Below are 23,970 nucleotides of genomic sequence, written 5' to 3' on the forward strand. Positions count from 1 at the left end.
TTGACCACGTAGCCGCTGGCCCCGGCCAGGATGGCGTCGAGCATGGCCTGTTCGTCGGTGAACGAGGTGAGGATCAGGCAGCGGAACTCGGGATGCTGGTTCAGCAGTTCACGGCATAGTTCGATGCCGTTGCCATCGGGCAGGCGCACGTCGAGGACCACGACGTCGGGACGCAGGGCCGGGATGCGCGCCATCGCGTGGGATACGCTCCCGGCCTCGCCGACGACTTCGAGATCGGGCTCGGCACTGATCAGGTCGGCCACACCGCGACGCACGATATGGTGGTCGTCCACTAGAAACACCCTGGTCATTTCGCTGTGTCTCTATGCAGCATTCACTCAGCCTAGGGCGGTGTTCGTGATCGCGGGTCGGAGTTCGACCCTTGATTGGTGACCGAAGCCCCTTGCCTTTCAGTGTGAATAATGTTGTGCCACGCGCAAAGTGCTACGGCGGTGGTGTCGGCAAGCATCAGACTGGTGTCCACGGGTAGCGCCTGAGGCCAGACCGCTGCGATGGCCGACATGTCGGCGGCGATCTGGGTGGTCGCGTCGGAATCGCCGTCGCCGCGCAGACGGATGCGGCGCTCCGCCACCGAGGGCGGGCATTGGCACCGCAGTTGCAGCAGGTCGGCGTTCGCCTCGGCCGCGAGTGTGGCGGTACGCTGCCGCTCGTCGGCGTCGATCCAGCTGGCGTCCAGGATCACTGAGCGGCCGAGGGCCAGCAGCTTTCGGGCTCTGCTCCGTAGTTCGGTGTAGACACGAGCTTTACCTGCAGCGGAATACGTTCCGGCGCCGAAGGTTCCGATCGAGCCGGTGACCTCACCGGTACCACGCAACTGCTTGCGCACATGATCACTGGAGAGCAGGACCGCTCCCGTGCTCGCAGAAAGCTCCACGGCAACGGTCGATTTCCCGGTGCCGGGCGATCCGCCGACCAGCACCAGGCGAACCGCGGCCCGCTCGAGATGGCGCAGTGCGAGCCACAGGTGCCGGTGCATACGATCGCGGGCCGTGGACTCGCCCTGGCCGAAGCGGATGACGTCCACCTTCGCTCGCACGAGCGCCCGGTAGGCAACGTAGTGGTCACGCAACGAGGCGGGCGCCGGATCCTCAGTGATCCGCTGGTAGTCGTCGAGCAGCCGCTCGCCCAGTTCGGTATGCCCGCGGAACTCCAAATCCATGGCCAGGAACGCGAGGTCGTCGAGGCGGTCGACGTAACGCAGCCGGTCGTCGAAGTCCAGGCAATCCAGGATGCGGAAGCCGTCGGCCAGTTCGAAGATGTCCTCGGCCTGCAGGTCGCCGTGCCCGTCCACGATGTGCCCGTCGGCGATCCTATTGTTCAGCAACGGTTCTCGGCCGTCGATGTAGCGCATCGCGAGCCGGTCGATCCGGTCGAGGAGATCCGGATCGGCGACGTCTGCCCGCTGTTCGGCAAGACTGCCCAGCAGCACCTGCCACCGATGGCGCAGTGCGTCCGCGGTGCCCTCCGCGTCGATCTCCGGTCCGCGACGGGCCCTGTCGTGGAAGCTTGCCAGCATCTGTGCCAGCGCCGACAGCTCCGCTGTGCTCTTAGCCTGGTCGGCCAGGATGTTGGACAAACGGCCGTCTTCGGGCATGCGGCGCATGACCAGCAGCGGCTCGGCGGGGGAGCCACTGGGGTCGCTGAGATGGGCCAGGCCGAGATATACGTCCGGAGCCAGGCGGCGATTCAATTCGAGTTCCCTGACACAGGCGTGCTCGCGCAGTTGCGGCGTGCTGAAATCGAGGAAGTCGGTGCGGACGGCCTTCTTTACCTTGTAGGCCCGGTCCCCGTACAGAACAACCAGTCCGGTATGGGTTTCCCGTAGCTCGGCGGGTGCGGCGAATCCGGGCATGGCGCAAACCCCTTTCGGTGTGCTCACTGGTTTTTCGGAAGAGGCCGTCCTGATCGGGCCTCCCAGCGTGCAGAGCCGCGACAGCGGCGGCATCGGCTGGAGCGGTCGATCAGGCCGGGGATCGGTGGGTCCTCGACCACCTAGGTGGTGATGTCGAGGTCACCGACCGGTGTGGCGGCCACCGTGGCGAACTCACTCGACGCGGCGACGGCGGCCGCACCTTGTTGCCGATACATGTCCTAGTGGATCTCACGGAAAGCGATGTTCGGTCCGAAGTCGACCGGGGCGGCGATGCCGTACACGATGTGCAGAGGTGCGCGGTGGTGGACAGCGTCGACGGCGGCCCATCGGGTGGCCGCGGCGGCGGTTTCGGAGCCGTCGATGCCGACCATGACGGGAGGGTTGATGGCGTTGGCAGACATGTGATGTCGCTACCTTCCTGTCGGAGCGGGGCTTACTCCGGGTGGACGACCATGACCGGGCACTGCGCGGTCTGCACCAGTGCGTTGCTGGTTGAGCCGAGCAGCAGCCCGCGGAATCCGCCCCGGCCCCGGCCGCCGACCACGAGAAGTTGAGCGGACTTCGACCAGTCGAGCAGCGGTCGGCGAGGCCCGGATAGGTACACCTTCCGGATGACATGGATGTCCGGATATTTCGCGTGCCACGTCGTCAGCTGTCCGGCAAGGAGCGCCTGTCCCGCGGTCTCGATGTCGCGGTCGGAGCGGATGCTGGGGAATGGGGTGAAGATGTCGAGGTACAGCTCACCGCAGGCATGGACCGCGACGAGTTGGCTTTCACGCTCGTCCGCCTCGGCGAACGCGACCGCGATCGCGGCCTCGCTGACCGGGCTCCCGTCCACGCCGACGACGACGGGACCGGCGTCGCGGGTCTGCTGTTCGGTACCGGTGTCGCGGAGTACCACGATGGTGCCGTGGCCGTGGTTGGTCACCGCGAGCAGGGTGGAGCCGAGGTGGGTGAGCGTACCAGCGGTGCCCGCCGCGCCGATCGCGACAAGATGCGCGGCTTCGGATCGGTGGATCAACAGCTGGGCCGGATTTGCCTGGGAGACTTCGGTTTCCACGGCCAGGGTGGAGTCGACCCGATGGGCCAGGCGCTGGGCCATCAGCACGTAGTCTTGGCCGCGTCCGCGGATCTTCCCGAGCACACCGGGTAGCGCACTGAACGCCGCCCTGATCGAGGAGAGATCGAGGCCGTGCACGATGCGTAGTCGGCGTTGCCGGCGTGAGGCCGTTTCGGCGGCCCAGCGGACGGCGAGGTCGGAGGCTTCGGAACCGTCGACGCCGACGACTACTTCGGCCGAGGTCAGTCGGTGCGGATCATCGTTGTTCGGGGTGGCCATGAGCGCGGTGTCCCTTCACTTCCGATGATCCGGTTACCCATACATTAGGAATCCGTACTGGCCGGGCACGGCTGTCGTTGGTCCCCAACCACAGGGCCTAAAGACAATTCATGCCATCGTGGACGGCAAGCAGCGCAGGGGCGCTCAGGGTAGGGGCGCCGACCAGCTCAACACCATGCCCCCGCCCTCGCCCCGCGCAATGCTGAAACTGCTGCCCGATCGCTCGCCCCGCAACAGATCTGCGCGACGATCTGGATGCGGCCGGACTGACCGCGAAGATCGGCGTGGACCATCTGTACCCGACCTTGCCGACCGCGATTTCGGCCTACCAGGCGGCCGAGAAAGCGAGGTCGGTGGACCCTGGGGAGCGATGACCTTCTTCTCTGCTCGCGTACGCGCCAACGCGCGATGCTCGAGTCAGGACAAATGCCACCGGAAGAAGGTGACTGGTGTTGTCGGAGGACTCGGTGTTCCCCGTCAGTGGCGCGTGGTCACCGCTGCTGCGGGTGTGGTGGTTGCGACCGTGGCGTCCGAATCCCCTGCTGCGGCCGTTGGATCGGATCGAGGCCGTGCTGCGGATCATAGTCGTCGTCGCGGTGCTCGTCGCGATTCCGGTTGCCGGAACGCTTGGGACGACGGCCTATACCGGCGCCGCCGCTCGGATCCGTACCGAGAACGCGGCGAAGTCCGCTGTCAGCGCGGTGATCACGGAGGAACCCCAGCTGATGTCTTCACATCTGCTCGAGGCACGGGTGCAGTGGCTCCGGGATGGCCGACCCGGTACCGCGACGGTGCGGGTGCGTGGCAGTGCCGCGATCGGTGATCACGTGACGGTGTGGCTGGGACCCGAGGGCGCTCCGACGGGCCCACCACAGCCGTCCAATGTCGCCGCGATGACCGGCATCGGCGTCGGTGTCGTGGTGCTGAGCGGCACCTGGGTGGTCGCATGGCTGCTGCTACAGGGCACCGTATGGCTGCTCGAGCGTCGCCGTCGGATGCAGTGGGACCAGCAATGGCGAAATCTCAACCGCCCGATAACAGAGGACAGGCAATGAAGGGAACGACCATGGGCAATTCCACAGTGCCGGAGATAATTGTGGCGGTCGACGGCTCGGCCAGTTCATATCAGGCGGTCGCCTGGGCGGCGGTCGATGCCGCGCTGCACCACTGCCCGCTGCGCCTTCTCACCTCGGTGGCGGTCCCCGACTTCGGCCCCGACCGGACCTTGAACGAGGCGGACATCGACTGGTTGCGCCGCGACGGTGAGCGGATCCTCACCGAAGCGACCCGCGTGGCACACCAGGCCGCCCCAGGCGAGGAGCTGGACTTGGCCACCGAGGTGATCTTCGCATCGATCATCTCGACCCTGAGCCTGCACTCGGCGCAGGCCAGGATGCTGGTAGTCGGCAGCCGCGGGATCGGCGCGCTCCACCGCGGACTTCTCGGCTCGGTCAGCACTGCGGTCACCCACCACGCGCATTGCCCGGTCGCCGTTATCCACGGGAATTCGGCCATCGATCCGGTGTCGGCGAGTAAACCCGTCCTGGTCGGTGTCGACGGGTCATCCAATAGCGTGCCCGCCATCGAGCTCGCGTTCGAGGAGGCATCGCGCCGCAAGGTCGGACTGACGGCGCTACATACCTGGAGCGATGCCAGCGGCATCGATCTGCCGCATTCCGGCTGGGAGGCCGCGCGTGAGTCCGAGCAAGAGCTGCTGGCCGAGAATATGGGCGCCTATCGCGACCGGTACCCGGACGTGTCCGTGCTACGCATCCTGAAGCTGGACAGGCCGGTTCGAGCGCTGCTCGAAGAGTCGGCAAATGCCCAACTGCTAGTCGTCGGAAGCCACGGCCGCGGCGGATTCGCAAGCATGGTCCTCGGCTCCACCAGCAACGCCCTGCTACATACAGTCGATTGCCCGATGATCGTGGTACGCAAGGGGTGACGGTCACCTGCCGCTTGCAGCAGTTTGGGGGTCTATACGCGGACTCGGGCTGGGTAAGACTGCTTTGGGCCTGTGCGCGGCGGCTCAGGGGTGGCCGTCGCGTGTGGCAGCCCGAGTGACGAGGCGATCAAGGTGGTCCAGGCGAGAATGGCGGCCCAGTCGCGCAGATCGCCGGGCCGCAGATCTGCCGCCGTCGACTAGGCACGTTCATCGCGAACATGCTGCACCGGTCGCTCGTCACAGACCCGACGGGTACATCTCCGGGGATCGTGCCCGTGACCGGCGTTGTGCGCGCGCAGCCAGTTGGCGAATTCGCGGGCCTCGGTGTTGCGCCACACCAAGGTCGGGAATCGTTCGAATCCGCGCAGCGCCTATTCGGTGCTGGTGTCGTTGCCGCGCCCGTGCACGTACTGGTTCACCCGGGTATGTATCGGGCCAGTCCGCCTCGGCGGCGACCGCGGTGAAGCCCTTCTTCTCGGTCAGCCAGCGGGTGATCGCCGGGCGGGCCCGGTAGAACTCGTGTGTGCCCTGCGAACTTTCGCCGATCAGCACGAACCGGGCCTTGCCGATGAGTTCCTCGAGCACCCGAGTGTGTGGGAGGCCGTCGGGTGCGTCGATGGCGGCGGCGCCGATGGTCGCCGCGGTGTCGACGAGCGCGACGCCGGTGGTCGAGAAGCCGAGCAGAGTACGCACCTGCTCGTCGGTGACCTGGGTGAAGTCCCAGAACCATTCGCCGACCGCGCGGAACGGCGAAGGCATTGTCGCGCAGACCATTTCGTCGATCGAGGCACCGAGTTCCCGGCAGGTCGACTCCGGTGCGGCGGGACCGCGACAACGATCCGCTTCGGCTCGCCCACCCAGGTCGCCTCGATGGCCGCGAACATGCTCGCGCCGTTGGCCAATCCGTTGTCCACCCAGGATCACCGTCCGCCCGGCCACCTCGATCGAGTCTCGATCGGCGCGATAGGTGGCCTCGCGCCGGCGCGCGGCCACCATCCAAGGGCCGAAGGTTGAGAGGTCGCGCCGGGACAGGCGTTTACCGCCGTCCGCTTTCCGCAGGACCCGGTCAACGAACTGATCTTGGCGCAGACCGATGGACCGATCGGTTCCCCGGAGCACAAGGTGACGGCTGTGGCCGTGCGCCGTGTAGCGAGCGGGGACGAACGTCCTCGGTGAGCGGGTCCTCGGGCTCTGGGGCAGGGGCCTATGCCAGCGGATAGTCGAGATAACCGGCGTCTCGCCGCCTGCGCGAAGGAAGGTGCCCCCGATGATTCGGATGGATGGGCTGACGAAATACTACGGCCGCAAACCCGCGCTGGTCGACGTGACGCTGCAGATCCCGGCCGGGGTCGTTTTCGGCTACCTGGGACCCAACGGCGCGGGCAAGACGACCACGATTCGGATCCTTGTCGGACTCATGCGCCCCACTCGCGGTACTGCATGGGTACAGGGAGCGGACACGGTCCGAGAACGCGAGGCCGCCCAGCGCTGCCTCGGGTACCTGCCCGGGCAATTCGTCGCCTACCACGATCTGACCGCACAGCAGTACCTCGAGTACCTAGCAAACCTGCGCGGCGACGTCGATCCCGCGGTGCGTGAGGCGCTGGTCAAGCGGCTTGACCTGGACCCGACGGACCGCATCGGCGCGATGTCGCATGGCAACCGGCAGAAGGTCGGCATCGTGCAGGCGTTCATGTCCGAGCCGGATGTGCTGGTGCTCGATGAGCCGACGCAGGGGTTGGATCCCTTGGTACAGCGCGAATTTCTCGCGATGGTGCGCGAAGCCCGCGACGCCGGACGCACGGTCTTCCTGTCCTCCCATGTGCTCTCGGAGGTGCAGGCCGTCGCCGACACCGTCGCCATCCTGCGGGAGGGACGAGTGATCGCCGAGCACTCGGTGGCCGAGCTGACCAATCAGGCACGCCACCGCATCGACCTCACCTTCGCCGGCGAGCCCCCGGACTTGGGCGTACTGCGCCGAATCGATGGCGTGCGGCGGGTCGAGCAAAGCGCCGTCGCCGTGCACGTCGACGTGGACGGTTCGACCGCCGAACTGCTCAAAGCCGTCGCACCCTACGACGTGGTCGACATTGTCAGCCATGAACCGGATCTCGAAGAGGTCTTCCTCGCCTACTATGGACAGGAGTGAAAGACCATGCTGCGCAACGTCTATCAGAAGAGTCTGCGTGATCAGCGGCGCGGGCTGCTCGGCTGGAGCATCGGGATCGTCGCGCTCGTGCTGATGGAAAGCGCGTTGTGGCCGTCGATCTCGGATATGGCCGGCATGCGCGAGTTTCTGCAGAACTATCCCGAGCCGCTGCGCAAGCTGTTCAATCTGGACACCTTCGGCACCGGGACCGGCTTCCTGAACGCGGAACTGTTCAGTATGTTGCTGCCGATCCTATTCCTGGTCTTCGCGATCGGCCGTGGCGCGCGGGCGATCGCGGGCGAAGAGGAACTCGGCACACTCGAGGTGCTCTTGGTGACCAGGGTCTCGCCCGTGCGCTTGGCGCTCGAACAGGCGGCCGTGCTCGCGACCGCCGTGTTCACGCTGGGCGCTGTGCTGTTCGGTGCGATCGTGGTGTGTTCGGCGATCTTCGGCTTGGACATCGCAATCGGCGCCGCGCTGACCGGAGCATTGTCGATGGTGCTGCTCGGCATCGAATTCGGCTGGCTCGCAGTGGCTGTCGGCGCTGCCACCGGTAAACGGTCTGTGGCACTTGCCGTCACGGCGGTGTTCGCGGTCGGCGCGTATGTGCTCTACGTCGCGAGCAAACTGGTCGAGGCCGTGCGGCCATGGGGACCGGCGTCGCCGTTCCATCAGGCGATCGAGGGCGGGCCACTCGGTGCTGGGCTGCCTGCGGCATATGGCTGGCTGGTGCTGGCGGGTGCGGTGGCTCTGGTGGCCGCCCTGCCGGTCTTCGACCGCCGCGACATCGCGGGAGTGTGATCCATCGCCGTGGCGGAATTCGGGCCTGCAGGTTTGATTTGGGACGGGCTGCGGCTGGGGGGCCGCAGCCACAGCCGCGTGCGGCAGGTGTTGTCTCGGCCTACTGGTGTTACGTCGTGAGGATATCGGTGAGCGGGCGGTGCGGCTCAGTGGCGCATGGTGAGGATGTCAGCGAGGGGGCGTCGCGGCGTCGGCGGGGTCTCGGCCTCGTCGTCGGGCGCTGTGCCGATGCGGATCACGACTTGCGGCACGCCTGGATGGGGGAGCAGGCTCGCGAGGGCCTTTCGGCCGGTGGGTAATTCGGTGATATGGGTCAGTGCGCAGGTCGCCAATTTGGCGGCGGTGCACTCGAGTAGTAGGGCGGACAGCGCCTCGCCGGTGTACAGCCAGTCGATTTGGGAATCGGTGATCGAGCTGAGCATCAGCAGTCGCGACTGGTCCTCCAGCGTGTCGCGGCGGGCCGAATGCGGCGCGGACGGGTATTTGCGTCCTACACTGACGCGGGCGGATTCGGCATCGGAGACCAGCGCGTTGCGCGGAATGCCCTCCGGACCGCTGGAATGTCCAACCCACCAACGCAATTCGGACTGGTACTCCATATCGTATCGACGCATCGCGGTGGCCTGCTCAGATGCCGCCGCGAGTCGGGAGCGGACGCTGTCGTCGAGGACGGACAGCTCCAGATCATGGAATGTCACCAGCATGCGCGCGGTGTGCACCAACTGCGGCCAGTCTCTCGGCGGCAGCATCGGCAACCGGTCGGTGTGCCGCCGATCGATGGCGCGAGCGCGAGCGAGCACACTGTCCGGTGGGTCGGGCCACCCGCGGAAGTCGATGACCGCGAGGTAATCGGGTTGCTCCGGATCAGGCAGGCGTGTGGTGTCGGTGTGCCAACCCTGCGCGGCGAACGCGGTGCGCACATGGTGCAGCATCGCACCGCAGCTGATCACCAACTGCCTGCCGAGCGGGTCCGCCGCGCTCAGCAGCCGGTCGTTGTCGCGGCGCAGATGCAGCCGAGTGCCGTCGAACTCCCAGCGCCACGGCTGGGTGTTGTGCACCGACGGCGCCCGGCTGGCCAGCCGCATGGCCGCCAACACGGTCGGATGGTCCGGCGCGGACGGGACTGAAGAGGGGTTGCTATCGGTCATACCGCGAGTGTCGTCCGTCGCCATATCGTTCGATATGGGATTTGCGCCCGTTCTCGAGGGCACATCGTCACCGGCCGGAACATTGGCGTCCCGGGTGTCGGAGCCGACCTCGATACGCCGGTGGTCGAGCCCTTCTTCGTCGAGTAACCGATCCAGCCGCGCGCCGACCTCCCGCCCGGCGGTATGTAATGCGACCGCCGAACCGCCCAGCCTGCCCACACATCGGGCGACATTGATCCCACCTCCGCCGCGGCTCACCGAGCATCGCCGCGCGCGGTTCCCGCCCTCGCTGATCAGCCGGTCCCCCTCGAAGGCGACGTCCACGGTCGGATTCAGGGTGACCGTCACAACCGTGGACACAGGATGACTCCTCTGCCCGGGCGTATGACTCAGCTTCGGCCACGGCGGCCGCAGTCGCACAGTGCCGAAGGCCCCCGAATGGATGCCGTTGGTCGGTCGGGCCGGATCGACCGTCGCCGTCACCCCGACCGCGGAATCATGACCTTTGCTGGTGTTGGAGTGTGAAACTAGTTCGGGTGCACGACCATGACCGGACAGTCCGCATGCTGCACGAGCCAGCTGCTGGTCGAGCCGAGGAGTAGACCGCGGAATCCGCCGCGGCCGCGGCTGCCGACGACGAGCAACTGTGCGGACTTCGACCAGTACGCCAACTGTTCGCGTGGCCCGGTAACGGAGACCTTGCGGGTTACGGTGACGTCAGGGTATTTCTCCTGCCAACCTGCGAGACGCTCGGCTAGCAGTGCGTGTTCGGCGATCTCGAGGTCGACGATGGGGATTTCGAGATATGAATTTCCGGCATACTCGCCCAAAGTCAGGTCGCTCCAAGTGTGCACGGTGACGAGTTCGGCATTGCGCTCGGACGCCTCGGCGAATGCCGCGCCAAGGGCGGCTTCCCCGACCGAGCTGCCGTCCGCGCCCACCACGACCGGCCCGCCGCGATGAGGCGGTTCTCTGGTGCCCCGCACGACCACGATCGCGCCGTGGCCGTGCCCGGCCACCGCGAGCAACGTCGATCCGAGGTGCGCGAGCGAGCTGACGCTCCTAGTGGCGCCGAGGACAACGAGGTGCGCGCTTTCCGAGAGCGCGATCAGCGACTTCGCCGGGTTTGCTTCGTAGAGTTCGGTGGCCACGCTGCGATCGGGAGCGATATCGCACGCAAGAGCACGGGCCTCGGCGAGGATGTGATCGCCATGGCCGCGCATCGCCTCGATGACCGAGGACATCCTGGTGAGGTGGCTTCCGAGGACCGCGCGAGTAACCGCGAGGTCGAGGCCGTGCACGATCAGCAGGTGCCGCCCCTTCCGAGCCGCCGTTTCGGCCGCCCATCGGACGGCGGCATCGGCAGTCGCGGACCCATCGGTCCCCACCACCACTGCAGCCGAGGCCAACTGGTGCCGATCCGCATCATGTCTCATTCCGCTGCCCCCTAGATCGCGATGTTCGCGTCGGTGTGTATCGGACTGTCGAACAAAGCATCTCGCCCGACCGACTCGGCTGTGAGGTGCCGAACGTCATCGGTCGCGATGACCAAGAGCATGTGACGGTTGTGTGGTCCAGCCGCGGGACTCAGGTCTCCATGGGCACTGGAACACGGGGCGCCGGTCATCGATTCATGACGGTCGCAAGAAGCGGGGAAGGGTTCGGTTTGCTGCACCGGGCCTCCCGCGGCTGAGGACTATCCGGTTGCGATCCCGGCGCGCGCCAGCTCGGTCAAGGTCGCCTGAACCACCCGTGGGCGCGCTGCCGCGACGGGGCCGGACAGGCCGACACCGAGGTCGAGGGTCGCTGCTTCCACGGCGATGACGACAAGCTCGTGGGGGAGGCGGCCGAGCGCGCGGCCGAGAGGCACCGCGTCGGGGATGCCGAGGGCGTGGGAGCTGGTGGCCGTGGTGAGTTCACGCAGGGCCTCGACAGTTGTACACCAGGCGCGGCCCGGAGTGGACGGTTCACACTCGACGGCGTCCACGACGACGGCGAGCTCGGCGCCGTCCCAGGCATCGAGCAGTCCGGTCGGTTCGCCGTCGCAAAAGGCGACGAGAACACCGGGCAGGTCCAGCGCTTCGATGTCTCGGGCCACGGCCGGGCCGATCCCATCGTCGCGACGGAACTCGTTCCCGACGCCGATAACGACGGCCTGCGGCCCGGTCACCGGCGCACCACATCGAGTGCGAGGAAGTGCGCCGAGCACGAGATGCATGGGTCGTAGTTGCGGATGGTGCGTTCGCACAGTGCGGTGAGCGCCGCGTCGTCGAGGTCGAGGTGGTCTGTGACGACGCGACGCAGGTCGTCTTCGATGGCGGCCTGGTTCTGCGAGGTGGGTGGAACGATGTCGGCGGAGCGGATGATGCCCTCACCGTCGACGTCGTAGCGGTGATACAACAGACCCCGTGGTGCTTCACTCACTCCGTGGCCGGTAGCCGCCCGAGGGGCGACGGGAACGAATGCGCTCGGGGGTGTTTCGTAGTCTTCGATCAGCCGTAGCGCCTCCTCGATGGCATAGACGACCTCGACGGCGCGAACCAGGATGCTGCGGAAGGGGTTTCGGCATTCACCGCCCAGTCCGATCTCGGTGGCAACCTGACGGGCTAGCGGCGACAACCGGGTGGAGTTGAGTGTGTACCGGGCCAACGGTCCGGTGAGGTAGCGGCGGCCGTCGAGGGTCGCATGCAGGGCGGTGGAGTGCGGAACCTGAGCTTCGGCGACGTGGTCGGGGAATTCGGCAGCGGAGAAGGTGAGCCCGGTACTGCTGTGGATATCTCCGGATTCGATCGCATACCGGTGCGGGTCGGAGGCGGCGAGCAGGTCGTAGTTCAGCTCGACGTCCGGAAATTCCAGGCCGCCAGCGTAGCGGGCGGTATGCACGGCGTCATCGAGGGCGCGGCGCAGCTGTTCGGCTAGTGGCGCGAAATCGATAGGGGATGGAACCGAGTAGAAGCCGCCGACCCGCACGTTGATCGGATGGATGGACCGTCCGCCGATCAGTTCGAGCACGGCGTTGCCGGCCTTCTTCACCGCCAGGCCCCGTTCGACGAGCTCACGATGATCGGCGGCGAGGGTAATGGCGTCGGGGTAGCCGAGGATATCGGGTAGGTGCAGCAGGTAGATGTGTAAGGAATGGCTGGAGATCCACTCTCCGCAGTACAATAGGCGGCGCAGCCGCGCCAGGGGTGGGTCGAGTTCGGCGCCGCACAGCTGCTCGAGTGCGTTGCAGGCGCTGGTCTGGTAGGCGACGGGGCAGATGCCGCAGATGCGGGAGGTGATGTCGGGTGGTTCGGTGTAGGCGCGGCCGCGCAGGAACGCCTCGAAGAAGCGGGGCGGCTCGTAGATGTTCAGTTCGGCCCGTTCGACGGCACCGTCGGCGACGATGATCCGCAGCGCGCCTTCGCCCTCCACTCGCGCAAGCGAACTGACTCGCAACTGCCTAGTGCGATGACTCATCGGATCTCCTGTCCGCGAAGGCCGGGGCGGCCGCCGCGACAGTGTGAAACACTCGGTCGATATCGTCGGTGGACATGCCATTGACACTCAGAATCGGTAGCAGCGCACGGATATTCGGAGACGCCATCGGGCCGAAGCAGCCGTAGCAGCCGCGATGAAAGGCCGGGCACAGCGCACCGCACCCGGCGTGGGTGACCGGGCCCAGACACGGAATGCCGTGTGCGACGGTCACACATGTGGTACCGCGGCGCTTGCACTCGGTGCAGACGCTGGTGTTCGGCAGGTCAGGTTTGCGCCCGGCGAGGAAGGCGCACAGCGTGTCCAGCAGTTGGCGACGGTCGATCGGGCAGCCGCGCAACTCGAAATCCACCGGCACGTGTGCCGAGATCGGTGTCGAGGTGGCCAGCGTCGAAATGTATTGTGGGCTGGCATACACCACGGAGGTGAACTCGGTGACGTCGGCGAAGTTGCGCAGTGCTTGGATGCCGCCGTGCGTTGCGCAGGCACCGATGGTGACGAGAATCCGTGACTGCGCCCGGATCTCGATGATGCGGCGCTGTTCCTCCGGCGTGGTGACCGATCCTTCGACCAGCGACACGTCGTAAGGTCCGGGTTCGACCGTGCTGGTCGCCTCGGTGAAATGTGCGATGTGCAGGCGTCCGGCCAGGCTCAGCAGCTCGTCCTCGCAGTCGAGCAGGGTCAGCTGGCAGCCGTCGCAGGAGGTGAACTTCCACACCGCCAAGGTCGGGGTCTTCGTCTGGGAAGTGTTCATCACAGCTCCCGAATCGATAGCAGCGGTTGGGCTGTCGCGTAGTCGACGACCGGGCCATCGCGGCACAGCAGCAGCGGTCCGAGTTGGCAGTGCCCGCAGCGGGCGACGCCGCACTGCATGTTGCGTTCGAGCGCGATCCGGATGTCGGTTGCGGCGATTCCCTTGCGCAGCAAGGTTTGCGCACAGAATCGCATCATCGGTTCCGGACCGCACAGGAACGCTGTTGTGCGACCGGTATCCAGCGTGAGCCTGGTCAATGGTTCGGTGACGAAGCCGACCGTGCCGGTCCAGCCCGCTGCCGGATGATCGACAGTTTGCTGTAATTCGACGTCATCGCTCGCGGCCCACTGCTGTTGGTCGTTTCGGAACAGGATGTCGGTCGGGGTCCGGGCACCGGTGATCAGCACCATCCGCCGGTAGTGGTCGCGAGCCGCGAGCGCAGTGAGTACGACCGGCCGCAGCGGCGCCAGTCCGACGCCGCCGCCGACGATCACAAGATCGCGCCCGCGTGCGGATTCGGGGTCCCAGCCGCTGCCGAACGGCCCGCGCACGCCGATCAACCCACCAACCATCGTGTCGTGTAACGCGCGGCTGATCGCGCCGACGGCGCGGATCGTGTGTTCGAGGACGTCGTCGTCGGCGGCCGGGTTGCCGCTGATCGATATGGCGATCTCGCCGACCCCGAAGCTGTAGAGCATCATGAACTGCCCGGCCCGAAACCGTTGCGCTGCCTGGTGAACCGGTTCGAGCATGAGGGTCACGGTGTCGCGGTTGTGTGGGATTCGGCCGACGACCCGGTAGGGCAGCATGGTGTCGCCCGGTGCCGGTGTACCCCGTGCGATGGTGGCGCTCGTCGTCGCGCCGGGGCGGCTCATCGACTGTTTCCTCGGTCGCCGATGCCGCTCAGCGGTGAGGGTGTGGAGGTGTCGCCAGGATTTCGGTACAGATCGAGCAGCCGTGCCCGGGTGGCCTGCAGGCGTTCCAGCACCACTTCGAGCAGCATGCGGTTCAGGGCACGGCCGAATACCGGGTCCAGGTCGGCGAGCTCGGTTAGTCGAGCGGAATCGAATTCGATCGCGAGTACCGGTTCGATCGTGTGTGCACCGAAATGCCAGCGGTATGGCGGCATCAGCCACGACCAGCCCAGCAGGTCTCCGCTGCCCAGCGTTTGGACGACGATATCGCCGCGGCCCGGGACGTGCGCGTCGAGCCTGACCAGGCCGTCGCGGATCAGCCAGCACCGGTCGGCCGATTGCCCCTCGGTGATCAGCTGCCGCCCGGCCGGGAAGCTGACGTCGCGACCGGCGTCGGCGAGTACGGCGAGTTCCGCGTCGGTCAGTGACGCCAGCTGAGCGAACTGCGATAGTTCGTCAACTGCGGTCACTGGCACCCCCTTCGGCGAGCGCGGTCATTTCGGCGGTGATATCGATCCCGGCCGGGCACCAAGCGATGCAGCGTCCGCAGCCGACGCAGCCGGAACTGCCGAACTGGTCGTGCCAGGTGCCGAGCTTGTGGGTGAGCCACTGCCGGTACCGGCTCTCGCCGGACTGCCGGACACTGCCGCCGTGCTGGTGGGAGTAATCCAGTTCGAAGCAGGACACCCAGCGTTCCCAGCGTTCGGCGTGGTCGCCGGTCAGATCGGTGACGTCCTCGGCGGAGGTGCAGAAACAGGTAGGGCACACCATCGTGCAGTTGCCACATGTGAGGCACCGAGATGCCACGTCCTGCCACTGCGGCGACTCGTGGGATTCGCGAAGCACAGTAGGCAGGTCGGCGTCCGGCATCGACCGTCCCATCCGTCCGGCCGCAGCGTCGACCGCCGTCCGGGCAGTGGTGAGGTCAGTGGTTTCGGCGGGACGCGTGGCGAGGTACGCGAGCACATCCGCTCCGGTCTCGCTGCCGACATCGACCAGGAAGCGATGCCCGGCGTCGTCGATCGTTTCGGTGAGCGCGAGGTCATATCCTTTGGAGACGCCGGGCCCTGTGCCCATCGAGACACAGAAGCACACGCCTCCCGGCTCGGTGCAGTTCACCGCGACCACGAACAGGCCCGCGTTGCGACCGGTGTATCCGGTGTCGGGATATGTCCCACCGCCGAGTACGCGGCCCAGGATCGCGATCGCGGCGAGATCACACCCACGCACACCGAGAAACGCAAACCGTTGCGCGGAGTCTTCGGCGCGTTGCTCGATCAGGTCAGGTCCCATCTCCCACACCTTGCGGTGTGGCGGATGCAGGAACTGCTTCCACGAGCCGGGCCCGGCCGAATGCGCGAAGACAGCCGCATCATCGCGGCGACGCAGCCGATACCGTCCGGGCGAGGTATCCACGCTCCACCCGGCGGGCAGTTGCGCTCCGGACGTGAGGTCGTCCAGCACGATCGCACCGTCGCGCTCCTGCGGACCGATGACGCGATACTCCGCCTCGCGCAGGACTTCTACGAGGCGGTCCAGGCCGGCGCGGTCGATCACTATGGTGTCGCCAGGCTTCATGAGGCCCCCTGCCGATCGCAGTATTCGTACGATGTCGAGTCTTGTGAGCGGATACCTGTGCGACGAGGGCCGAAGGTCACCACTCACGGCGACCGATGCCCCGAGCGTGACGGCCGCTGCGCTCGCGACGTTCCCTCGGTCAACGGGCTGCTGCCTGAGGGGCAAGAGGGTCCCACCCTCAGGCGGGCTGACGGCAACCAGCAGGGCCGCGGACAGGTCGACCCCACCTTGGTGGGCGATGCCCCACAGGCCGATGAGGGTCGCTGCTCCGTGGGCAGGTAACTCTCGCACCGCCACACGTTGGGCCCGGATTTCCCATGCTGCCAGAGTCTTTCGTCGGTACCCAGGAGATTCCGTCCACTTGCTCGATACGCTCGTGGTTCGATCGCTCCGGATCAGACCGGTGTCGATCGAGATGCTTCGGCAGTGGCGTCGGCTTGCGGTGCGCACTCGCCGCCGAGGCGGAGCACGGTAGCGAAGCCTGCGGCGAGGCATTCGGTCAGGGTCGCGAGGTCGGGGATCGCGGCGGTGTCCGCGTTGATCGCGACGTAGCAGGTTCCGGTATGCGAGGTCATTGTCACGTTGACCGCCGTGCCGATGGTGGGGCCGAAAGCGTACATAGCGTCTATGCGCGCACCGGCGATATAGAGGGGCACCGGGGAACCGGGGACGTTGGAGGCGACAAAGTCGACATGCTTGAGCATCTCGGTGACCACTCCGACCGGCAACCGGTTGAACGCCGCCGCGACAGCACCTGATAGCGGTATGGCCGGCTCGCGGCGCCAACGGTCGACCGCGACGTCCACGGCGCGCATCAAATCTGCGGTCTCGGCGATGTCGACCGGCAACGCGAAACGTGCGAGCGTGATCCGGTTGCCGCCGAGTGGATCATCGGCCGTTCGGAGACTGATCGGCATGGTCAGCCGCAGATGGTCGACCGTCGCCCCGTGCTGCTCGTGATACATGCGCAGTCCGATGACCACAGCGGTCAAGAAGGCATCGTTCATCGTGCAGCCCACGGCACGCGCGGCGCGGCGTATTTGCTCGACGGGTGCATCGAGCACCGCCAGTCGGCGACCGAGACTGCGTTCGATCATCACTGGCGACAGCGTCGCGGTAACAGGCTTGGCCAGACGGACCAGCGAGGTCGCGAACGCGGCGCTGTCGCGTAGCGCCCGCGCGGGATGAGTGAGAGCTCGCCACGCGGTTTGTGGCGTCGCGCTGATACCGCCGCGAAGGAGATCTGAGCCGACCGACCAATTCCATGCCACGATATCGCGCAGTGCGCCGTCACTGTCGTGCGGCAGCTCGGGCGAATTGCCGCGATCGGTGCCAGCACGATCGAAATCGAGTAGCGCGGTGGCGATCTGAATGCCGCCGATACCATCGGTGAGGCTGTGGTGCACTGTCATCACCAGCGCGCATCCCCCATCCGACAAACCGCTGAGCAACGTCGAGCGCCACAGTGGACGAGCCGGATCGAAGGCGGTCATCGCCTCGGTGCGCGCGAATTCGAGTACCGCGGACATAGTCGCCGGTTCAGGCAGCGCAACCCGTCGCAGGTGCCAGGACAGGTCGAAGCCCGGATCGAGGGCCCACCTGGGCGGAGCGAGACCGAACGGCACGGTGATCAGCCGATGCCGCAACCTCGGCACGAGGCGGGTGCCGCGATCGATCGTCTGCACCAGGCGATCCCAGTCCGGATCGGTATCGAGGATCAGAACCGCGACGATGGTCGAACGCAGGACCGGATCGCGCTCCATGTTCCATGAGAACAGGTCCGATTGCGACATGTGGGATTCGCGGGGGCCCATAGCCTGCTGCCTTCGTCTTCGCCGTACCGCTTCGCTTGTGCTTCCCCAGACCTCCACGGTCCGGGTCGGTTCCGCCGAGGCGGTCGCGCGGATCTTGTCTTCCAGAACCGTCGATCGCCGCACGCGATGCCAAGGCATCGCCGCACATCCGTTCCGATAACTCGACGCTGAACGCGATGTAGGCAGAAACACTTGGCGACCACCGGATATCGTGTCCCACGCCGAGCAGCATGCGCTCGATGTCGCAGGCCCAAGGACGGCGCGCTCGGCGGTATCTGTATCAATAAGCCTGCTCGGTCCCGACCGAAGACAACCGATCACGAAGACCTTTATGTCGAGGCCCTTTGTCCTCTCCCTGGGCCGCTGGCGGGTCGGGAACCACCGATGGTCCGGGGTTACGCAGTTTCGCCGTACCCCTCGGTCAACGCGCGACTATGCACTCAGGCCCGGGGCCCGCCGACGCGGGTCTGCAGGTTTCTGTCCCGCTTTGGACAGACCTCGGCCTGGGACTCGGTAGAATCGAATGATGACGTTCCTCCGGGAATCCGAGGAACTTTCCGATCTCAGCAAGATCGAGGACCGGGCGTCCTCGGTCGCCCAGATGCTGGTCGACCGAATCACCGCGACTCCAGACGCGGAGGCGTTCCGATTTCCTGACGGCAAGGGCTGGACCAGCGTGTCCTGGAAGCAGTTCGGCGACCGCGTCAATATCCTCGCCGCCGGATTGATCGCACTGGGAATGCAGGCCGAAGACCGGGTCGCGCTCGTATCGTCCACACGCTATGAATGGGTGCTCGCCGACTTCGCCGTGATGTGCGCCGGTGCGGCCACCACCACCGTGTACCCCACGACCAACGCCACCGGCGTCGCGTTCATCGTCGCCAACTCGGGCAGCCGTATCGTGATTGCCGAGGATCAGACCCAGGTCGACAAACTGATCGAACACCGCGTCGAACTGCCCGACGTGCAACGGGTAGTGATCGTCGATGGCGAGGGCGACGGAAACTGGGTCATCACTCTCGACGACCTCGAAAAGCGCGGACGCGGACTGCTCGCCGAATCCCCCGACGCGGTCGCCGACCGCATCCGCGGGATCCGGCCCACGCATCTGGGCAGCATCATGTACACCTCCGGGACGACGGGCACCCCGAAGGGGGTTCGGCTGCCGCATTCGGCATGGACCTACAGCGCCGCAGCGATCGACGCCGTGAACGTTCTCAGCTCCGACGATCTGAACTTTCTGTGGCTGCCGCTGTCCCACGCGTTCGGCAAGGTGATGTTGGCGCTGTCGCCACTGATCGGCTTTCCCACCGCGATCGACGGCCGGGTGGACAAGATCGTGGACAACATGGCGGTACTGCACCCCACTATCGTGGCGGCCGCCCCGCGCATCTTCGAAAAGGCGCATGCCCGGATCGAGGGCACGATGGCCGAAGAACGCGGGCTCGAGAAGAAGCTCTTCGACTGGGCGATCGGGGTCGGCCTGAAGGTCTCGCGTGCCAGGCAGGCTGGCGAGAAACCGTCGCCTCTCGTTTCACTGCAGCACAAAGTTGCCGACAGGCTGGTGCTTTCCAAAGTCCGTGAACACTTCGGTGGTCGGCTGCGGTACTTCGTTTCGGCATCGGCCCCCTTGGACCGTGATGTCGCGCAATGGTTCGACGCGATCGGCATCATCGTGCTCGAAGGCTACGGCCTGACCGAGACCGCCGCCGCCTCGTTCATCAACCGCCCAGGTGCATACCGGTTCGGAACTGTAGGCAAACCGTTCCCTGGCACCGAGGTCAAGATCGCCGAAGACGGTGAGATCCTGATCAAAAGCCCGGGTGTGATGAGCGGCTATCACGACCGCCCCGACGCCACCGACGAAGCTTTCGACGCGGACGGCTGGTTCCGCACCGGCGACATCGGCGAGATCGACGCAGACGGGTTCCTGCACATCACCGACCGCAAGAAAGACTTGTTCAAGACCTCGCAAGGCAAATACGTCGCGCCCTCCGCGATTGCCGCCACATTCAAGGGAATGTGTCCATACGCAGCGGAATTCATCGTCTACGGAGAGACACGACCCTATTGCGTCGCATTGGTCGGCCTCGACGCCCAGGCCATCACCGAATGGGCCGGCAAGCACGACCTAGCCGACAGACCGCTCGCCGAAATCGCTCGGCACAAGAAGACCCATGACGTCATCGCCGCCTATATCGACCAACTGAACACCCAACTCGATCGCTGGGAACAGGTCAAGAAATTCGACATCATCGACCACGAACTGTCCGTGGAGGCTGGTGATCTCACACCGAGTATGAAACTTCGCCGCAAGATAGTCGTCGAGAACCTTGCCGACAGCATCGACACCCTCTATCACTGAAGTCGATCGAGCAGTGCCCGGCGCGGGCCCGACAGGTACACCTTGCGGATGACCTGAACGTCCGGGTACTTCTCCTGCCAGCCCGCGAGCTGCTCGGCGAGGATCGCCTGTCCGGCGGTCTCGGCGTCGTGGTCGGTGATTGTGTAGGGGAGTCCGGCGAAGCGGTCGTAATACAGATCGCTCCAGGCATGCACGGCGACGAGTTGGGCGTTGCACTCGCTGGCTTCGGCGAATGCGGCCGCCACCGCAGCCGAGCTGACCGGTCTGGCGTCGGCGCCGAGCACAACCGGGCCGATGCGCCGGGCCTGTTGTTCGGTGCCGGTGTCACGGACCACCACGATCGGGCCGCGGCCATGGCTGGCGACGGCGAGCAGTGTCGACCCGAGATGGCTCAGGGTGCCGCCTGCGCCCTGAGCGCCGATCGCGACCAGATGCGCGGTTTCGGACAGCTCGATCAGCAGGCGTGCCGGATTGGCTTCGGAGACTTCGGTTTCCACGGTCAGCGTCGGATCCACTTGGTGAGCCAGCCGACGCGCGGTACGGACCAAGTCTGCACCTTCGCGGCGGATCGCATCGATCACCGGGGGCATGATCACGTCATAGATCCCATAGACGGCCTCGGCGGCAGCGAGTCCAGGCCGTGCACGATCCGCAGGCCGCGGCCCCGACGCCGTCTCGGCGGCCCCTCGGACGGCGAGATCGGCGGCTTCGGAGCCGTCGATGCCGACCACAATTTCGGCCGACGCCAGTCGGTGTCGATCATCGTAATGCTGGGCGGTCATGGGCAGTGTCCCTTCGGATTCCGAAAAATCTGCTACCCGAAGATTCGGAATCCGAGATGGTCCGGCACGCCTGGCGTTGGTCCCGAACCGCAGAGCACAAAGGCCGCTCCTGTCGTAGCTGATTCGGCATGCACGAGGCCCTGCATGGTGGACATGCGCGTGCCATCGCCAGGTGCGAGCGTGCGTGCTGTACCGGTAGAACTCAGGGCAGCGGCGCGGACCAGCGCAGCACCGTGCCTCCGCCGAGACCGTTCGCAACGCGGAAGCTGCCGCCCGCTTGTTCGGCGCGCGTCGCCAGATTCGCAAATCCGCTCAATCGCGCGACATCGTCGGGCAGGCCGATACCGTCGTCGGTCACCTCGATAGTGACGTCATCGCCTACACGCAGATGGACCGTCACCGTCGTGGCCTGCGCGTGCCGCACCGCGTTGCTGACTGCTTCGCGCAGTACTGCCTCGACGTCTTCAGATAGTGGCGGCGCCAGCACCGAGACCGGGCCGACGAGTCGAATTGTGGTGCGCAGCCCGCTTTCGCCGACCATGTCGGCAATGATCGCGTGCAGTTGTTTGCGCAGCGTCGGGGCGCCCGCGGTGGTGCTGCTGTGCAGGTCGAAGATCGATTCCCGGATGTCTTGGACGATCGACTGGATGTCGGCGATGGTGTCGATGAGCCGGGATTTGACCTCTGGTGCGCGGGCCCGCTGCGCTGTGCCCTGTAGTGAGAGACCGACCGCGAACAGGCGCTGAATGACATGGTCGTGCAGGTCGCGCGCGATCCGGTCGCGGTCGGAGAGCACATCGAGTTCGCGCATCCGCCGCTGGATAGTCGCCTGCCGCAAGGCGAGTGCGGCTTGATCGGAGAAGGCGGCCATCATCGACTTCCCAGCCTCGTCCAATTGTTGCGCACCCGCCGGTTGCACGGTGACGAGCACGCCGATGACCGAATCCTCGGCGCGTAGCGGCAGGATCAGCGCGGGCCCGAATTTCGATGGTTCATAGAAGACCGGCCGGAAGCGCAGTTCGTCGACCGCGACGACCCGGCCGGACCGGAACGCTTCGCCGGAATTCGATTCACCCATCGGGATGCGCTCGCCGAGCAGTTCGTCGGCGCCGACGCCCGCGGCGGCCTCTACCATCAGTTCGGTGACATCCTCGACCGGGACTTCGGGGTCCTCGGGCAGGGCGAGGAAGGTGCACGCCGACTGGGTGAGTTCTAGCGCCCGTTCGGCGACCAGCTCGAGTGCCGTACCCGGTTCGCCGCCCGCGAGCAGCTCGGTGGCCACATCGTGGTTGGCTTCCAGCCATTGCTGGCGGGTCTGGGACTGCTCGTAGAGGCGGGCGTTGGCGATGGCGATGCCCGCCGCAGCGGCGAGTGCCTGCACCACGACCTCGTCGTCCTCGGTGAACTCCTGGCCACCGGCCTTCTCAGTCAAATACAGGTTGCCGAAGACTTCGTCGTGGACCTTCACCGGTACGCCGAGGAAGGTGTGCATCGGTGGGTGGTGGGAGGGAAAGCCGACCGAAGAGGGATGCCTCGAAAGGTTGGTCAACCGAAGGGGTTTGGGCTCCTCGATCAGCAAGCCGAGCACACCGTGACCGCGCGGCAGATCGCCGATCATGACCCGGGTGCGGTCGTCGATGCCCTCGTAGACGAACTCGGAGAGCTCATTGCTGGTCTTATCGGTTTCTCGTACGCCGAGCGCGCCGTATCCGGCGTCGACCAGCTCGATGGCGGTGTGCACGATCGAGCGAAGCGTGTTGTCCAGGTCCAATCCGGCGGTGACCACCAGCATCGCCTCGATCAGGCGATCCATCTGATCGCGGACACCGACGATCTGGACGATCCGGTCCTGGACTTCGCCGAGCAATTCACGAAGTCGCAGCTGGGCCAGGGTCTCCGTCACCGGAGTTTGGCCGGGTCCGGTGGACATGCCGCCATCCATCCCCCCATTTTCGCATGACCTCTACCCCATGGGGCGCCGTGTAAACCTCCCCGCGCAGCACCCATGACACCGATGTGTTTTTGCGCAGCTGCGCGGACGCGGCTGGGGTCACTGCCATGTTCCGTGCGCTTCAGCGGGTTCGACGAGTGTCATGCCTGCGGTAGCGCCACCGTCGATGACGAATTCCGATCCGGTCGAGAAGGTGGCCTCATTGACGATGAAGCCCACCATCGCCGCGACCTCCTCTGGCTCGCCGAAACGCGGAAGCGGCTGGGCCGCAGCAATACTGGTATCGAAGCCGGCTGTCATCGGAGTGTGGATCGGTCCAGGGTGCACCGAGCAGACCCGGATACCGGCGTCGCCGAGTTCGAGTGCGGCGGCCTTGGTCAACCCGCGCAGGCCCCATTTGCTGGCAACGTAACCGGCGATCCCGGAATAGCCCATCAGACCCGCGGTCGAGGAAATGTTGACAATGACACCTCCGCCATTCGCGCGCAGCCGCGGGGCCGCCAGATGCATACCGAGCCAGGCGCCGAACAGGTTCACATCGACGACGTGCCGGAACATCGCGGGGGATTCGGACTCGATACCGCCGAAGTCGATGATGCCCGCATTGTTCACCACAACGGCCAGTGGTCCGAAGTCCGCTTCGGCGTCGTCGAGTACCCGCCGCCAACCATGTTCGTCGGTGACATCGAGGTGCCGGAACATCACTGTCGGACCTAGGGATTCGGCCGTCGCGGTGCCCTCGGTGTCGAGGAGGTCGGCCACCACGACGCGCAGGCCGGATTTGACGAGCGTTTGCGCGATGACCGCGCCGATGCCGTGCGCCCCGCCGGTGACGACGGCGCTTCGGCCATGGAAATCGGGCATGGTGCCCACCTCCTTATCGCTGACGCGCAGCGGTTCCTGCTGATGTACTCAGGATTTCGCAACAGGCGCCCCAGCGTGATGGCCGAAGGTCATTGATGTGACGGGACTTCTGGACCGTCCGCGCACTCCCGTTGCCGGCGGCCGACCGTAGCTGGCGTCCTGGAAGTCCCGCCAGGATGGGGCGTCTTGCCCTAC

The 23,970-nt window shown here is 66.1% G+C and carries 21 protein-coding genes and 1 pseudogene; 5 read left to right on the forward strand and 17 right to left on the reverse strand.

All coding sequences use genetic code 11. The features are described 5' to 3' along the window. The 4 genes from ACIBJI_RS30340 to ACIBJI_RS30355 all read right to left on the reverse strand — a co-directional run. Positions 1 to 311, reverse strand: a 311-nt coding sequence (locus ACIBJI_RS30340) for a response regulator transcription factor (protein ID WP_397086848.1), incomplete at its 3' end; no start/stop codon positions are given. 32 nt (positions 312 to 343) lie between these two features. Next, on the reverse strand, positions 344 to 1,873 hold the full coding sequence (locus ACIBJI_RS30345; protein ID WP_397086850.1) for an AAA family ATPase: 1,530 nt from the start codon (positions 1,871 to 1,873) through the stop codon (positions 344 to 346). Positions 1,874 to 2,112: 239 nt separating this feature from the next. Beyond that, positions 2,113 to 2,295 (reverse strand): universal stress protein, encoded by a 183-nt coding sequence (locus ACIBJI_RS30350; RefSeq protein WP_396959058.1) that lies wholly within the window; start codon positions 2,293 to 2,295, stop codon positions 2,113 to 2,115. Positions 2,296 to 2,327: 32 nt separating this feature from the next. Continuing rightward, positions 2,328 to 3,233: a universal stress protein gene (locus ACIBJI_RS30355; RefSeq protein WP_364348430.1), complete on the reverse strand. Its 906-nt coding sequence runs from the start codon at positions 3,231 to 3,233 to the stop codon at positions 2,328 to 2,330. 449 nt (positions 3,234 to 3,682) lie between these two features. On the opposite strand from ACIBJI_RS30355, the gene ACIBJI_RS30360 reads away from it, so the two are divergent. Together ACIBJI_RS30360 and ACIBJI_RS30365 are read left to right on the forward strand one after the other, a co-directional pair. Further along, complete coding sequence (locus tag ACIBJI_RS30360) at positions 3,683 to 4,288, forward strand: hypothetical protein (RefSeq protein ID WP_397086852.1); 606 nt, start codon at positions 3,683 to 3,685, stop codon at positions 4,286 to 4,288. Further along, positions 4,285 to 5,178 (forward strand): universal stress protein, encoded by an 894-nt coding sequence (locus tag ACIBJI_RS30365; protein ID WP_397086854.1) that lies wholly within the window; start codon positions 4,285 to 4,287, stop codon positions 5,176 to 5,178. Before ACIBJI_RS30360 ends, ACIBJI_RS30365 begins: the two co-directional genes overlap by 4 nt. Positions 5,179 to 5,462: 284 nt before the next feature. Here the strand turns inward: ACIBJI_RS30365 and ACIBJI_RS30370 are convergent. Continuing rightward, positions 5,463 to 6,159 (reverse strand): annotated as a pseudogene (locus tag ACIBJI_RS30370) (erythromycin esterase family protein); the annotation flags it as partial. A gap of 286 nt (positions 6,160 to 6,445) precedes the next feature. Here ACIBJI_RS30370 and ACIBJI_RS30375 point away from each other — a divergent pair. Next, positions 6,446 to 7,327, forward strand: a complete 882-nt coding sequence (locus tag ACIBJI_RS30375; RefSeq protein ID WP_364348421.1) for an ABC transporter ATP-binding protein — start codon at positions 6,446 to 6,448, stop codon at positions 7,325 to 7,327. 6 nt (positions 7,328 to 7,333) lie between these two features. Continuing rightward, complete coding sequence (locus ACIBJI_RS30380; protein WP_364348418.1) at positions 7,334 to 8,128, forward strand: ABC transporter permease subunit; 795 nt, start codon at positions 7,334 to 7,336, stop codon at positions 8,126 to 8,128. Between the two features lie 146 nt (positions 8,129 to 8,274). On the opposite strand, the gene ACIBJI_RS30385 is transcribed toward ACIBJI_RS30380, so the two are convergent. The 9 genes from ACIBJI_RS30385 to ACIBJI_RS30425 all read right to left on the reverse strand — a co-directional run bounded on the left by ACIBJI_RS30385 (position 8,275) and on the right by ACIBJI_RS30425 (position 17,792). Then, positions 8,275 to 9,636, reverse strand: coding sequence for an Acg family FMN-binding oxidoreductase (locus ACIBJI_RS30385; RefSeq protein ID WP_364348415.1), 1,362 nt, complete (start codon positions 9,634 to 9,636; stop codon positions 8,275 to 8,277). A gap of 167 nt (positions 9,637 to 9,803) precedes the next feature. Beyond that, positions 9,804 to 10,712 carry a universal stress protein gene (locus ACIBJI_RS30390; protein ID WP_364348412.1) on the reverse strand — a complete coding sequence of 303 codons (909 nt, stop codon included), beginning with the start codon at positions 10,710 to 10,712 and terminating at the stop codon, positions 9,804 to 9,806. Positions 10,713 to 10,972: 260 nt separating this feature from the next. Beyond that, entirely contained in the window at positions 10,973 to 11,446 is a 474-nt protein-coding gene (locus tag ACIBJI_RS30395) for a hydrogenase maturation protease (RefSeq protein ID WP_364348409.1), read from the reverse strand. Beyond that, positions 11,443 to 12,735, reverse strand: coding sequence for a Ni/Fe hydrogenase subunit alpha (locus ACIBJI_RS30400; protein ID WP_364348406.1), 1,293 nt, complete (start codon positions 12,733 to 12,735; stop codon positions 11,443 to 11,445). Before ACIBJI_RS30400 ends, ACIBJI_RS30395 begins: the two co-directional genes overlap by 4 nt. After that, the gene (locus ACIBJI_RS30405; RefSeq protein ID WP_364348403.1) at positions 12,719 to 13,507 is read right to left on the reverse strand and encodes an oxidoreductase; all 789 of its coding nucleotides are present in this window, start codon (positions 13,505 to 13,507) and stop codon (positions 12,719 to 12,721) included. The genes ACIBJI_RS30400 and ACIBJI_RS30405 overlap by 17 nt, the downstream gene beginning before the upstream one ends. Next, positions 13,507 to 14,382 (reverse strand): FAD/NAD(P)-binding protein, encoded by an 876-nt coding sequence (locus ACIBJI_RS30410; RefSeq protein ID WP_397086858.1) that lies wholly within the window; start codon positions 14,380 to 14,382, stop codon positions 13,507 to 13,509. The genes ACIBJI_RS30405 and ACIBJI_RS30410 overlap by 1 nt, the downstream gene beginning before the upstream one ends. After that, positions 14,379 to 14,891: a cyclic nucleotide-binding domain-containing protein gene (locus ACIBJI_RS30415; protein WP_364348400.1), complete on the reverse strand. Its 513-nt coding sequence runs from the start codon at positions 14,889 to 14,891 to the stop codon at positions 14,379 to 14,381. Before ACIBJI_RS30415 ends, ACIBJI_RS30410 begins: the two co-directional genes overlap by 4 nt. Next, entirely contained in the window at positions 14,878 to 15,999 is a 1,122-nt protein-coding gene (locus tag ACIBJI_RS30420) for a 4Fe-4S dicluster domain-containing protein (protein ID WP_397086860.1), read from the reverse strand. Before ACIBJI_RS30420 ends, ACIBJI_RS30415 begins: the two co-directional genes overlap by 14 nt. A 395-nt stretch (positions 16,000 to 16,394) precedes the next feature. Beyond that, positions 16,395 to 17,792, reverse strand: coding sequence for a wax ester/triacylglycerol synthase domain-containing protein (locus tag ACIBJI_RS30425; protein WP_396959075.1), 1,398 nt, complete (start codon positions 17,790 to 17,792; stop codon positions 16,395 to 16,397). A gap of 547 nt (positions 17,793 to 18,339) precedes the next feature. Between ACIBJI_RS30425 and ACIBJI_RS30430 the strand changes: the two genes are divergently transcribed. Then, entirely contained in the window at positions 18,340 to 20,178 is a 1,839-nt protein-coding gene (locus ACIBJI_RS30430; protein WP_364348390.1) for a long-chain fatty acid--CoA ligase, read from the forward strand. On the opposite strand, the gene ACIBJI_RS30435 is transcribed toward ACIBJI_RS30430, so the two are convergent. The 3 genes from ACIBJI_RS30435 to ACIBJI_RS30445 form a co-directional block, all read right to left on the reverse strand. Then, positions 20,172 to 20,960 (reverse strand): universal stress protein, encoded by a 789-nt coding sequence (locus ACIBJI_RS30435; protein WP_364348387.1) that lies wholly within the window; start codon positions 20,958 to 20,960, stop codon positions 20,172 to 20,174. The two genes, ACIBJI_RS30430 and ACIBJI_RS30435, sit on opposite strands and share 7 nt — an antisense overlap. A gap of 202 nt (positions 20,961 to 21,162) precedes the next feature. Next, entirely contained in the window at positions 21,163 to 22,890 is a 1,728-nt protein-coding gene (locus ACIBJI_RS30440) for a GAF domain-containing sensor histidine kinase (protein WP_364348384.1), read from the reverse strand. A 120-nt stretch (positions 22,891 to 23,010) separates the two neighbouring features. Then, positions 23,011 to 23,775, reverse strand: coding sequence for an SDR family oxidoreductase (locus ACIBJI_RS30445; RefSeq protein ID WP_364348381.1), 765 nt, complete (start codon positions 23,773 to 23,775; stop codon positions 23,011 to 23,013). Positions 23,776 to 23,970 lie beyond the last annotated feature (195 nt).

Origin of the sequence: Nocardia sp. NPDC050408 (genome assembly GCF_044458905.1) — a bacterium.
Classification (GTDB): Bacteria; Actinomycetota; Actinomycetes; order Mycobacteriales; family Mycobacteriaceae; genus Nocardia.